Genomic DNA, 12,279 nt, shown 5'->3' on the forward strand with positions numbered 1-12,279 from the left:
GTTCCCAAAAGCTATTCCGCCGCTTCCAGCTTCGCGATGCGCCGGCTCTGCTTGGCCTGCTCGTCATAGTCGCGCTGCCATTCCGACGGTCCGTTGGAGGCGCCGACCTGCACCGCCGTCACCTTGTATTCCGGACAGTTCGTCGCCCAGTCCGAGAAGTCGGTGGTGATGACGTTGGCCTGCGTGTCCGGATGGTGGAACGTCGTGTAGACCACACCGGGCGACACCCGGTCGGTGATCAGCGCGCGCAGCGTCGTTTCGCCCGAGCGGCTCGTCAGCCGGACCCAGTCGCCGTCGCGCAAGCCGCGGTTCTCGGCATCGTGCGGGTGGATCTCTAGCCGGTCCTCCGAGTGCCACATGCTGTTGTCGGTGCGCCTGGTCTGCGCGCCGACATTGTACTGCGACAGGATGCGGCCGGTGGTGAGCAGCAGCGGGAAGCGCGGCCCCGTCCTTTCGTCCGTCGCCACATATTCGGTCCGGATGAACTTGCCCTTGCCGCGCACGAACGCATCGATGTGCATGATCGGGGTGCCGAGCGGCGCCTTCTCGTTGCAGGGCCATTGCACGGATCCTACGCGGTCGAGCAACTCGAAGGAGACGCCGGCAAAGCTCGGCGTCGTCATCGCGATCTCGTCCATGATCTCCGAGGGATGCTGATAGTTCCAGTCCAGCCCGATCGCGCGGGCAAGCTCCTGCGTCGCCTCCCAATCGGCGTAGCGCGCCTTCGGCTCAAGAACCTTGCGCACCATGTTGATGCGGCGCTCGGCGTTGGTGAAGGTGCCGTCCTTCTCCAGGAAAGTCGAGCCCGGCAGGAAGACATGCGCATAGTTTGCGGTCTCGTTGAGGAACAGGTCGTGCACGACGACGCATTCCATCGCGGCAAGGCCGGCGGCGACATGCTTGGTGTCGGGATCGGACTGCAGAATGTCTTCGCCCTGGATGTAGATGCCCTTGAAGCTGCCGTCGACGGCGGCGTCCAGCATGTTGGGGATGCGCAGGCCGGGTTCGTCGTCCAGCTTCACGCCCCACAAGGTCTCATAGATATCGCGCACGGCTTCGCCGGAGATGTGGCGGTAGCCGGGCAGTTCGTGCGGGAAGGAGCCCATGTCGCAGGAGCCCTGCACGTTGTTCTGGCCGCGCAGCGGGTTCACGCCGACGCCGGGCCGGCCGATATTGCCGGTGGCCATGGCGAGATTGGCGATTGCCATCACAGTGGTCGAACCCTGGCTGTGTTCCGTCACGCCGAGGCCGTAATAGATCGCGCCGTTGCCGCCGGTGGCGTAGAGACGCGCAGCACCGCGGATCAGCTCGGGATCGACGCCGGACAATTTGCCGACGGTTTCGGGGCTGTTTTCCGGCAAGGCGACGAACGATGCCCAATCCTGGAACTCCGTCCAGTCGCAGCGTTCGCGGATGAAGGCTTCGTCGAACAGGCCCTCGGTGACGATCACATGCGCCAGCGCCGTCAGCACGGCCACATTGGTGCCGGGCTTCAGCGGCAGGTGGTAATCCGCTTCGATATGGGCCGACTTGACCATCTCGGTGCGGCGCGGATCGAGCACGATCAGCTTGGCGCCCTGGCGCAGCCGCTTCTTCAGCCGCGAGGCGAACACCGGGTGGGCGGAAGCCGGATTGGCGCCGATGATGACGGCGACGTCGGTGAAGTCGACGGAATCGAAATCCTGCGTGCCAGCGGAGGTGCCATAGGTCTGGCCGAGCCCGTAGCCCGTCGGCGAATGGCAGACTCGTGCGCAGGTGTCGACATTGTTGTTGCGGAAACCTTGCCGCACCATCTTCTGGACTAGGTAAGTTTCCTCATTGGTGCAGCGCGAGGAGGTTATGCCGCCGATCGAGGTGCGTCCATACTGGTACTGGATGCGGCGGAATTCCTTGGCCGTATGGGCGATCGCCTCTTCCCAACTCACCTCGCGCCACGGGTCGGTGACCTTTTCCCGGATCATCGGCGACAGGACGCGGTCCTTGTGGGTGGCATAGCCATAGGCGAAACGGCCCTTGACGCAGGAATGGCCGTGGTTCGCCTTGCCCTCCTTATAGGGCATCATGCGAACGACTTCGTCACCCTTCACCTCGGCCTTGAATGAGCAGCCGACGCCGCAATAGGCACAGGTGGTGACGGCGGAGCGCTCCGGCAGGCCCTTGGCAAGCACCGTCTTCTCACGCAGCGCATCGGTTGGACAGGCCTGGACGCAGGCGCCGCAGGACACGCATTCCGAATCGATGAACGCCTCGTGCATCCCCGCCGAAACCCGGGATTCGAAGCCTCGTCCCTCGATGGTCAGCGCGAAGGTGCCCTGCACCTCTTCGCAGGCCCGCACGCAGCGCGAGCAGACGATGCATTGCGAGGCATCATAGGTGAAATAGGGGTTGGACTCGTCGCGGGCGATGTAGTCGACCGCCAGCGAGCCATGGCCGGGCGCCACGCCACCTTCCGGCTTGACGTGGTTGCGACCTTCGATGCCGTAGCGGTTCTCGATCAGGCCGATCGACTTCGCCACTGCATCGAACTCGCTGGCGCCGGTTCCGGCCTGTTCGTTCCAGCCGGTCGGATGGTCGGAGACGTAGAGTTCCATGACGCCTCGGCGAATGGCGTCGAGCCGCTCGGTCTGCGTGCGCACGATCATGCCTTCGCCGACGGGCGTCGTGCAGGACGCCGGCGTGCCGCCACGTCCTTCGATCTCGACAAGGCAGACACGGCACGACCCGAAGGAGTCCAGCATGTCGGTGGCGCAAAGCTTCGGGATCTCGACCCCGCCCTCCATGGCCGCACGCATGATCGAGGTGCCTTCCGGCACGGTGATGCTGCGCCCGTCGACGTTCAGCGTGACCTGCTTCTGCGCCTTCGATTGGGGGGTTCCGTAGTCGATCTCTTCGACGAGGGAGGGGAAGTCGGCCTTGATGTTCATCTGCCAGCTCCTATTCGGCAGCCACGCGCACGGGCGCTGGCTTGAAGTCGTCGGGGAAATGGGTGATCGAGCTCATCACGGGATAGGGCGTGAAGCCGCCCAGCGCGCAGAGCGAACCAAACTTCATCGTGTTGCAGAGATCGGTGACCAGAGCGAGGTTCTTCTCCGGCTCAATGCCCGCAACTATTCTGTCGATGGTCTCAACCCCGCGCGTCGAGCCGATGCGGCAGGGCGTGCATTTGCCACAGCTTTCGATGGCGCAGAACTCCATGGCGAAGCGCGCCTGTTTCAGCATGTCGGCGGTGTCGTCGAACACCACGATGCCGGCATGGCCGATCAGCCCGTCCTTGGCGGCGAAGGCTTCATAATCGAATGGCGTGTCGAACAGCGCGCGCGGGAAATAGGCGCCGAGCGGCCCGCCGACCTGCACGGCCTTGACGGGGCGCCCCGTGGCCGTGCCGCCGCCGATCTCGTCGACGATCTCGCCCAGCGTCATGCCGAAAGCGGCTTCGAACAGACCGGCATATTTGACGTTGCCGGCGATCTGGATCGGGATCGTGCCGCGCGAGCGGCCCATGCCGAAATCCTTGTAGTAGGCCGCACCCTTGTCCATGATGACAGGCACCGAGGCCAGCGAGATGACGTTGTTGATCACCGTCGGCTTGCCGAACAGCCCTTTGTGAGCCGGCAGCGGTGGCTTTGCCCGAACCATGCCGCGCTTGCCCTCGAGCGAATCGAGCAGCGCCGTCTCCTCGCCGCAGACATAGGCGCCGGCGCCGACCCGGATCTCCATGTCGAAAGCGTAGGGTGAGCCCAGCACGCTGGCGCCAAGAACGCCAGCCTTGCGGGCGATCTCGACGGCCTTGTTCATCATCGCCACCGCATGCGGATATTCCGAGCGGACATAGACGAAGCCCTTCGTCGCGCCCGTGGCTATACCGGCGATCGTCATGCCTTCGATCAGCACGAAGGGATCGCCCTCCATGATCATGCGATCGGCGAAGGTGCCCGAATCGCCTTCGTCGGCGTTGCAGACGATGTATTTGCGGTCGCCTGCGGCATCGAGCACCGTTTTCCACTTGATGCCGGTCGGGAAGCCGGCGCCGCCGCGCCCGCGCAGGCCCGACTCGGTAACCTGGGCGACGATGGCGGCAGGCGTCAGCGCCAGCGCGTTCGTCAGTCCGTTCAACCCGCCATGCTTCTTGTAGGATTCGAGCGAAAGCGGATCCGTGACGCCGCAGCGCGCGAAGGTCAGCCGCGTCTGCTTGGCCAGGAAGGGGATCTTGTCCGGCGTGCCCAGCCAGCGTTTGTGGTGGCCGCCGGTGAGAAAGCCGCCGTCGAACAGGCCTTTGACGTCGGATGGTTTGACCGGCCCATAGGCGACGCGGCCATTGGCTGTCGCGACTTCGACCATAGGCTCGAGGAAATAGGCGCCGCGCGAACCGTTACGCACGATCTTGGCTTCGATGCCGCGCTCGGCGAGTTCGCCGGCGATCGCCTTGGCGACCTTTTCGGCGCCCAGCGCCAGCGCACCGGAATCGCCTGGAATGTAGATACGCGGGATCATGAGCGCACCTCTGCAACGATCTCGTCGAGCTTCTCGTCATCGAGCCGCCCGATCACCTCGCCATCCAGCATTGCGGCGGGCGAACAGGCGCACAGGCCCAGACAATAGACCGGCTCCAGCGTCACCGAACCGTCGCGGGTCGTCTCATGGAAGCCGATGCCCAGCAATTGCTTCAGCTTGGCGGCGATGGCGTCCGAACCCATCGACTGGCAGGATTCCGCCTGGCAGAGCTTCAGCACATGGCGGCCTGCCGGGTGGCTGCGGTAATCGTGATAAAAGCTGACGACGCCGTACACCTCGGCCCTGGAAATGTTCAGCGCCTCGGCGATGACCGGCAGCGCATCCTTGGGCACATGGCCGAACTCTTCCTGGATGCCGTGAAGGATCGGCAGCAATGGGCCTTCGAGGCCCTTCATCTCCTGGATGATCGCGGCCGTGCGCGACGTAATCTCGGTACTTGCAGGCTGCATTGTCATGCAGCGCCCTCCCTATAGTAGCGACCCATGCATATCGGCCAAAAGCATCAAGCTGTTTTGGAACAACGACATGCGCGTGCCGCTTTATCGCTAAGTGCTTAAGAAACCAGAGAAAACCTCTGAAATCAATAAAGCGGTTTCGTTGTACGATAGAAATTTTCTATCGTTCCGTTTGACTAACCCTGTCTAGCGGAACGGTTGGCATGGAAATCGTCCGCCAGCGCCATTGCCTCGTCCAGCAGCGCCGAGACCAAAGGTGTGTGCGGTTCGCGCGGTGTCGCCACCAGGCCGACCGTGTGGCTGGCATCTGGCTCGATGATCGGAATGGCCCGGATCGGCTCGGCAAAGCCGAATGTTTCCGCAAGGTTGAGCGGCATGATCGACGACCATTTGCCGGTGCGGATGTGCGAAAACAGCACGATCATCGAATTGGATTCCAGCGTCGGTCGCACCTGCACGCCGGCTTCGGCCAGATGCTGATCGATGATGCGGCGGTTCTGCATGTCCGGCGTCAACAGACACAGCGGCAGGCTCGAGAGCTCCGCCCATGTCACTTTGTCGCGGTCGGAATAGGGATTCCCCATCGCGGTGATCAGTTGGTAGCGCTCGTCATAGAGCGGCACGCTGGTCACCCGCCCCAGCGGCTCGTTGTCGAGATAGGTGATCCCGGCATCGATGTCGAAATTGCCGAGCAGCGACAGCACCTCGATCGAGGTCCGCGACAGCACCGAAAAGGTGACGCCGGGATGCTTTTCGCGAAACGGCGTCGTCAGCCGCGGCAGCATGGCGAGCGCCGTCGGGATGGCGGCGATGCGGATACGGCCCGAAAGTCCGTGGCGCGCTGCGCGCATTTCCTCGCGCATGGTTCTGGTGTCGCCGACGATGCGGCGTGCCCACACCAGCACCTGTTTTCCCTCCGGCGTCAGCCCCTGGAAGCGTGAGCCGCGCAGAACCAGCATGACGCCAAGCTGGCCTTCCAACTGCTTGATGCCGGCCGAGAGCGTCGGTTGGGTGACGCCGCATACCTCCGCCGCCCGGCCGAAATGCTCCTCCCTGGCGAGCGCGATGAAGAATTCCAGCTTGTCGATCATGCGATCTTTCCGGTCGTTCGCTGCAAGGTCGGGGAAATTGTGCTCTACCGCAAGCACCACGCACAAATGCCCGGCATCCACACCTTTAAGCCGGCTACCTGTTTCCCGCGGCGCAATGCGGCGCTATGTGGATGAAACTGGGAGATCGACCATGCTGGGCTGGTTCCGCAAGCTTTTGCCGCGCGAAGATCGCTTCTTCGAACTGTTCGAACGACATTCGCGCACCGTGGTCGGCGGCGCCGAGGCGCTGGAGCAGCTTCTCCAGGGCAGGGATATCGACCTCTGGTGCCAGAAAATCATCGATCTCGAAGATGAGGCCGACCACATCACCGCGGAAGTCCTGCTGGCGGTGCGGCGCTCCTTCATCACGCCTTTCGATCGCGGCGACATCAAGGACCTGATCCAGTCGATGGATGATGCCATCGACATGATGCACAAGACGGTCAAGACGGTGAAGCTGTTCGAGCGCAAGGAGTTCGATCCGCTGATGCAGGAAATGGGTGGCGTCATCGTCGCCGCCGCCAAGCTTGTGGCTGAGGCGATCCCGCTGCTCAACAAGGTCGCGACGCATACTGTGCGCCTCAACGCCATCGCCGAGGAGGTCATGCGCGTCGAAAGCCGGGCCGACGACCTGCACGAGCAAGGGCTGAAGGATCTCTTCAGGAAGCACGGCAGCAGCGATCCGATGGCCTACATGATCGGCTCAGAGATTTATGGCCAACTGGAAAAGGTGGTCGACCGCTTCGAGGACGTCGCCAACGAGATCAGCGGCATCGTCATTGAGAATGTCTAGGTGATGGAAGCAACCATCGCCTTTCCGGTACTGGTCGGCCTCGTCGGCGTTGCGCTGTTCTTCGACTTTCTCAATGGCCTGCACGATGCCGCCAATTCCATCGCCACCATCGTTTCCACCCGCGTGCTGCGGCCACAATACGCGGTATTGTGGGCGGCTTTCTTCAACTTCATCGCCTTCATGTTCTTCGGCCTCCACGTCGCCGAGACAGTGGGCAAGGGTATCGTCGACGTCAGCATCGTCACCCCGGCGGTGATCTTTGCAGCCCTCGTCGGCGCCATCGTCTGGAACATCGTCACCTGGATCGCCGGCATCCCTTCGAGCAGCTCGCACGCGCTGATCGGCGGCCTGGTCGGCGCCGGTGTGGCAAAGGCAGGCGTGGGCGCCATCGTCTGGACAGGGCTTGGCAAGACGGTTGCGGCAATCGTCGTGTCGCCGGCGACCGGCTTTGTCCTGGCTCTTGTCCTGATCCTTGCCGTTTCCTGGCTCTTCGTGCGCCAGACGCCGTTTGCGGTCGACAGCACCTTTCGCGTCATGCAGTTCTTTTCCGCCTCGCTCTATTCGCTCGGGCACGGCGGCAACGACGCCCAGAAAACCATGGGCATCATCGCCGTGCTGCTCTATTCGCAAGGCATGCTCGGCGAAGAATTCTACGTGCCGCTGTGGGTCGTGCTCACCTGTCAGACGGCGCTGGCGCTCGGTACGTTGTTCGGCGGCTGGCGCATCGTCCACACCATGGGCTCGAAGATCACCCGGCTGAACCCGATGCAGGGCTTTTGCGCCGAGACCGGTGGGGCGATCACGCTGTTTGCCGCGACCTGGCTCGGCGTTCCCGTATCGACCACGCACACCATCACCGGCGCCATCATCGGCGTCGGCGCCGCCCGCCGCGTCTCGGCCGTGCGCTGGGGCATTGCCGGCAACATCGTCATTGCCTGGATCGTCACCTTGCCGGCCACCGCTTTGATTTCGGCGCTCACCTACCTCGCGGTTGGCCTGGCGAGGTGACATCTACCTGTCCACAAGGTTCAGGATGTTGCCGTCTGGATCCTTGAACCAGGCGACCTTCATTCCGTAACCGACGTGGATATCGCCCTCCAGCGTCAAGCCCGGCATCTGATAGTGCTCGAAGGCGACGCCCTTCGACTTCAGCGCCTTGACGATGTTGCCGATCTCGTCGCCAACCATCCAGGTCACCGCTGTCGCCTTGTTGGTTCCGGCAAATTGGGAATGATAGACGTTGAGGGTGGTATCGCCACTTTTGTAGACGATCAGTTCGCCGCCCTCATCGTGCACCTGTTGCAGGCCAAGCGTTCCCTCGTAGAAAGCCTTGGCCTTTGCCAGGTCGCTTACCGCCAGATTTGCCGTTGCGTTGCTGTTTGCGAGCATGATCGCCTCCTTCTCTGATTGTCGGTCGCGTGCTGGTCACCGAAATAGGTCGCCGCGATCGTTTGACGACTGTCGCTTGACCTGATTGTTGGCCGCATCGGCGCTCGATTATCTGGAAGACGTTTGGAGCGGATGAAATCCGACAGGACCCGCCGCTTTTTCAGGCACGCCAAGACAGCCATTGCTCCACGGCTTGGTTCTGTCCGGAAACTGCATTATCTCAGGTGCAAGCTGCATCTCAGGCGCAAGCTGCGTAAGGAAAAACTGCCATGTCCGTCACCAAGGAAATTGTCACCGAGCGTCTGAAGACGGTCAACGGGCCGGATTTCACCGGCAACATCGTCGACCTCGGCATGGTTTCGGAGATTTTCATCGCCGACGGGAAGGTCTTCTTCTCGATTACCGTTCCCGCCGCTCGTGCCCAGGAAATGGAGCCGCTGCGCGCCGCCGCCGAGCGTGTCGTCAAGGCAATCCCCGGGATCGCCGGCGCGGTCGTCGCGCTGACGGCCGAAAAGAAGGGCGGCGGCATGGAGGCGCCGGTTCCGTCGCGCCCCGCACCGAGGCCCGTTCCGCCGGCTGCGCCCGCTGCCGCCGCGCCGCGTGCGGCTCCGCACGCGCCCGCCTCGCACAGTTCGGGCAAGCGTGGCGTGCCCGGTATCGAGGCAATCATCGCGGTTGCGTCCGGCAAGGGCGGCGTCGGCAAGTCGACCACTGCCGTCAATATCGCGCTCGGCCTCGCCGCCAACGGCCTGCGCGTCGGCGTGCTGGATGCCGACATCTACGGACCGTCCATGCCCAGGCTGCTCAACATCCACGGACGGCCGCAGACCGTCGACGGCAAGATCTTGAAACCGATGGAGAATTACGGCCTGAAGGTGATGTCGATGGGTTTCCTCGTCGACGAGGAAACGCCGATGATCTGGCGCGGCCCGATGGTGATGTCGGCGCTGACGCAGATGCTGCGCGAGGTCGAATGGGGCCGTCTCGACGTGCTCGTCGTCGACATGCCGCCCGGTACCGGCGACGCGCAACTGACCATGGCCCAGCAGGTGCCGCTGGCCGGCGCTGTCATCGTCTCGACGCCCCAGGATCTGGCCCTGATCGACGCGCGAAAAGGCCTCAACATGTTCAAGAAGGTCGACGTGCCGTTGCTCGGCATCGTCGAGAACATGAGCTATTTCATCGCCCCGGACACCGGCAAGCGCTACGATATCTTCGGTCATGGCGGCGCGCGCCGCGAGGCCGAGCGTCTCGGCGTCACCTTCCTTGGCGAAGTGCCGCTCGAGATGGGCATTCGCGAAAGCTCGGATGCCGGCACGCCGGTTGTCGTCTCGAAGCCCGACGGCGCCGAGGCGAAAATCTATCGCGACATCGCTTCGAAGGTCTGGGACCGGGTCAATGAAGAGCGTGGCGCGGCGGCAGCGGCGGTGCCGAGTATTGTGTTCGAGTGATGCCCGCTTGAGGGCTCAGCCGCCGACCTTTTCGCCGAACGACGAAAAAAACTGTCCGGCCAGTTTCTTCGAGGTCGATTCGATCAGGCGGCTGCCGAGCTGGGCGATCTTGCCGCCGACATCGGCCTTGGCCGCGTAGTTCAATACCGTGGCGTCAGGTCCATCTGCCGTCAGCGTCACGTCGGCGCCACCCTTGGCGAAGCCGGCAATGCCGCCCTTGCCTTCGCCCTGGATGGTGTAGGAGTGCGGCGGCTTCAGGTTCTTCAGCGTCACTTCGCCGTTGAATGTCGCCTTGATCGGTCCGATCTTCACCACCACGGTTGCCGCCATCTCGGTCGGCGACTTCATCTCCAGGCTCTGGCAGCCGGGAATGGTCGCCTTCAAGACCTCGGGATCGTTCAGCGCTTCCCACACTTTTTGCAGCGGTGCGGCAATGCGCTCCTCGCCTTCGATCACCAAAGCCATGAAAACCTCCCGGACAAGACTGTCGGAACCCGTAACGCACGGCTTGGTGCGTGTCTATCGCACCAAAGTCCGGTTGCGACCGCACGCCCTCTTGCCTGCTCCCGCGCGTTGCCATATCGATTTGTCTTACAAATACGGAGACCATGATGGCAGGCGCCCCCACCCACAAGAAAAAATTTCGCTCGCAGGAGTGGTTCGACAATCCCGACAATCCGGGCATGACGGCGCTCTATCTCGAGCGCTATCTCAATTACGGCCTGACGCGCGCCGAACTGATGTCCGGCAAGCCGCTGATCGGCATCGCACAGACCGGCTCGGATCTGTCGCCTTGCAACCGTCACCATATCGAACTCGCCAAGCGTGTGCGCGAAGGCATCGTCTCGATGGGCGGCATTCCTTTCGAATTCCCCTGCCATCCGATCCAGGAGACCGGCAAGCGCCCCACCGCGGCACTTGACCGCAACCTTGCCTATCTCAGCCTTGTCGAAGTGCTCTACGGCTATCCGCTCGATGGCGTCGTGCTCACCATCGGTTGCGACAAGACGACGCCGGCGCTGCTGATGGCGGCGGCCACCGTCAACATCCCGGCGATCGCGCTGTCGGTCGGGCCGATGCTCAATGGCTGGCACAAGGGCAAGCGCACCGGCTCCGGCACCATCGTCTGGGAATCGCGCCAGCGCCTGTCGGCCGGCGAGATCGATTATGACGAGTTCATGGACATCGTCGCCTCGTCGGCGCCGTCCACCGGTTATTGCAACACCATGGGCACCGCCACCACGATGAACTCGCTGGCCGAAGCGCTTGGCATGCAGTTGCCGGGCTCGGCCGCGATTCCCGCGCCCTACCGCGAGCGCGGCCAGATTTCCTATGAGACCGGAAAGCGCATCGTCGAGATGGTGCATGAGGATCTGAAGCCGTCCGACATCATGACGAGAGAAGCTTTCGAGAACGCTATCGTCGTCAATTCGGCCATTGGCGGCTCGACCAACGCGCCGATCCATCTCAACGCCATCGCGCGCCACCTCGGAGTCAAGCTCGACAATGACGACTGGCAGACGGTCGGCCTCAATGTGCCGCTACTGGTCAATTTGCAGCCGACGGGCGAATACCTTGGCGAGGACTACCACCATGCCGGCGGCGTGCCGGCGGTCATCGCCGAACTGATGAAGGGCGGGCTGTTGCCGCATCCCGGCGCGCGCACCGTCAACGGCAAGTCGATCGGTGAGAATAGCGAGGGCGTCGCCAACGAAAATCCCGACGTCATCCGCTCTGTCGCCAAGCCGCTGAAGGCCAATGCCGGCTTCATCAATCTTCGGGGCAATCTGTTCGATTCGGCGATCATGAAGACCAGCGGCATCTCGCCGGAATTCCGCGAACGCTATCTCTCCAACCCCAAGGATCCCGAGGCTTTCGAAGGCAACGCCATGGTTTTCGATGGGCCGGAGGATTACCACGCCCGCATCGACGACCCGGCGCAAGGCATCGACGAACACACCATCCTGTTCATGCGCGGCGCCGGCCCGGTCGGCTATCCCGGCGGTGCCGAGGTCGTCAACATGCAGCCGCCGGCCTATCTCATCAAGAAGGGCATCCACGCGCTCGCTTGCATCGGTGACGGCCGCCAGTCGGGCACGTCGGGTTCGCCGTCGATCCTCAACGCCTCGCCGGAAGCCGCGATCGGCGGCGGACTGGCGCTGCTCAAGACGGGCGACCGGGTCCGCATCGACTTGCGCAAGGGCACGGCCGACATCCTCGTCACCGACGACGAGATCACCCGGCGCCGCGCCGAGTTGCAGAACAATGGCGGCTTCCACTATCCCAAGCACCAGACGCCCTGGCAGGAGATCCAGCGCGGCATGGTCGCGCAGTTCTCGGAGGGAATGGTGCTGAAGCCGGCGGTGAAATACCAGGATGTCGCGCACACCAGCGGTGTCCCCAGAGACAATCACTGATTGCTCCGGGGACAATCACTGATTGCTCCGGGGACAATCATTGATTCTGGATCGACGGATGGCGGCTTGATCAAATCAAGCCGCCGTCGGTTTTCCGGTCAGCGTGTTGCCGGGTAGGTCGAGAACGGTCACCGTCCTTGACAAGCGCGCCCAACAAATCCACCATCATGA

General features: G+C 63.1%; 10 protein-coding genes. 4 read left to right on the forward strand and 6 right to left on the reverse strand.

Translation table 11 applies throughout. The annotated features are described in order from the left end of the window. Nucleotides 1-11: 11 nt before the first annotated feature. From fdhF to NKH97_RS11995, 4 genes are all read right to left on the reverse strand, one after another. Nucleotides 12-2,924, reverse strand: a complete 2,913-nt coding sequence (fdhF, locus tag NKH97_RS11980; RefSeq protein ID WP_352610807.1) for a formate dehydrogenase subunit alpha — start codon at nt 2,922-2,924, stop codon at nt 12-14. Nucleotides 2,925-2,934: 10 nt separating this feature from the next. Further along, nucleotides 2,935-4,491, reverse strand: a complete 1,557-nt coding sequence (locus tag NKH97_RS11985; RefSeq protein WP_352751783.1) for a formate dehydrogenase beta subunit — start codon at nt 4,489-4,491, stop codon at nt 2,935-2,937. Then, the gene (locus tag NKH97_RS11990; protein ID WP_352439709.1) at nt 4,488-4,967 is read right to left on the reverse strand and encodes a formate dehydrogenase subunit gamma; all 480 of its coding nucleotides are present in this window, start codon (nt 4,965-4,967) and stop codon (nt 4,488-4,490) included. The genes NKH97_RS11985 and NKH97_RS11990 overlap by 4 nt, the downstream gene beginning before the upstream one ends. A 176-nt stretch (nt 4,968-5,143) precedes the next feature. Next, entirely contained in the window at nt 5,144-6,058 is a 915-nt protein-coding gene (locus tag NKH97_RS11995) for a LysR family transcriptional regulator (protein ID WP_352439708.1), read from the reverse strand. A gap of 151 nt (nt 6,059-6,209) precedes the next feature. Here NKH97_RS11995 and NKH97_RS12000 point away from each other — a divergent pair, with 151 nt between their 5' ends. Further along, nucleotides 6,210-6,851 carry a DUF47 family protein gene (locus NKH97_RS12000; RefSeq protein WP_352439707.1) on the forward strand — a complete coding sequence of 214 codons (642 nt, stop codon included), beginning with the start codon at nt 6,210-6,212 and terminating at the stop codon, nt 6,849-6,851. Nucleotides 6,852-6,854: 3 nt separating this feature from the next. After that, on the forward strand, nt 6,855-7,859 hold the full coding sequence (locus tag NKH97_RS12005; protein WP_352439799.1) for an inorganic phosphate transporter: 1,005 nt from the start codon (nt 6,855-6,857) through the stop codon (nt 7,857-7,859). 3 nt (nt 7,860-7,862) lie between these two features. On the opposite strand, the gene NKH97_RS12010 is transcribed toward NKH97_RS12005, so the two are convergent. Then, nucleotides 7,863-8,240, reverse strand: a complete 378-nt coding sequence (locus tag NKH97_RS12010; protein WP_352796937.1) for a VOC family protein — start codon at nt 8,238-8,240, stop codon at nt 7,863-7,865. Between the two features lie 269 nt (nt 8,241-8,509). On the opposite strand from NKH97_RS12010, the gene NKH97_RS12015 reads away from it, so the two are divergent. Further along, nucleotides 8,510-9,691: an Mrp/NBP35 family ATP-binding protein gene (locus tag NKH97_RS12015; RefSeq protein WP_352439705.1), complete on the forward strand. Its 1,182-nt coding sequence runs from the start codon at nt 8,510-8,512 to the stop codon at nt 9,689-9,691. Nucleotides 9,692-9,706: 15 nt separating this feature from the next. Here the strand turns inward: NKH97_RS12015 and NKH97_RS12020 are convergent, their stop codons facing one another. Beyond that, nucleotides 9,707-10,156 (reverse strand): SRPBCC family protein, encoded by a 450-nt coding sequence (locus NKH97_RS12020; protein WP_023811497.1) that lies wholly within the window; start codon nt 10,154-10,156, stop codon nt 9,707-9,709. A gap of 146 nt (nt 10,157-10,302) precedes the next feature. On the opposite strand from NKH97_RS12020, the gene NKH97_RS12025 reads away from it, so the two are divergent. After that, complete coding sequence (locus NKH97_RS12025) at nt 10,303-12,108, forward strand: IlvD/Edd family dehydratase (protein ID WP_023811496.1); 1,806 nt, start codon at nt 10,303-10,305, stop codon at nt 12,106-12,108. Nucleotides 12,109-12,279 lie beyond the last annotated feature (171 nt).

Origin of the sequence: Mesorhizobium sp. M0870, from assembly GCF_040319775.1 — a bacterium.
Lineage (GTDB): Bacteria > Pseudomonadota > Alphaproteobacteria > Rhizobiales > Rhizobiaceae > Mesorhizobium.

Excerpts from the sequence above, each read along its gene's own strand:
- fdhF (WP_352610807.1), bottom strand. The coding sequence starts at position 2,924 with ATGAACATCAAGGCCGACTTCCCCTCCCTCGTCGAAGAGATCGACTAC.
- NKH97_RS11985 (WP_352751783.1), bottom strand. The coding sequence starts at position 4,491 with ATGATCCCGCGTATCTACATTCCAGGCGATTCCGGTGCGCTGGCGCTG.
- NKH97_RS11990 (WP_352439709.1), bottom strand. The coding sequence starts at position 4,967 with ATGACAATGCAGCCTGCAAGTACCGAGATTACGTCGCGCACGGCCGCG.
- NKH97_RS11995 (WP_352439708.1), bottom strand. The coding sequence starts at position 6,058 with ATGATCGACAAGCTGGAATTCTTCATCGCGCTCGCCAGGGAGGAGCAT.
- NKH97_RS12000 (WP_352439707.1), top strand. The coding sequence starts at position 6,210 with ATGCTGGGCTGGTTCCGCAAGCTTTTGCCGCGCGAAGATCGCTTCTTC.
- NKH97_RS12005 (WP_352439799.1), top strand. The coding sequence starts at position 6,855 with ATGGAAGCAACCATCGCCTTTCCGGTACTGGTCGGCCTCGTCGGCGTT.
- NKH97_RS12010 (WP_352796937.1), bottom strand. The coding sequence starts at position 8,240 with ATGCTCGCAAACAGCAACGCAACGGCAAATCTGGCGGTAAGCGACCTG.
- NKH97_RS12015 (WP_352439705.1), top strand. The coding sequence starts at position 8,510 with ATGTCCGTCACCAAGGAAATTGTCACCGAGCGTCTGAAGACGGTCAAC.
- NKH97_RS12020 (WP_023811497.1), bottom strand. The coding sequence starts at position 10,156 with ATGGCTTTGGTGATCGAAGGCGAGGAGCGCATTGCCGCACCGCTGCAA.
- NKH97_RS12025 (WP_023811496.1), top strand. The coding sequence starts at position 10,303 with ATGGCAGGCGCCCCCACCCACAAGAAAAAATTTCGCTCGCAGGAGTGG.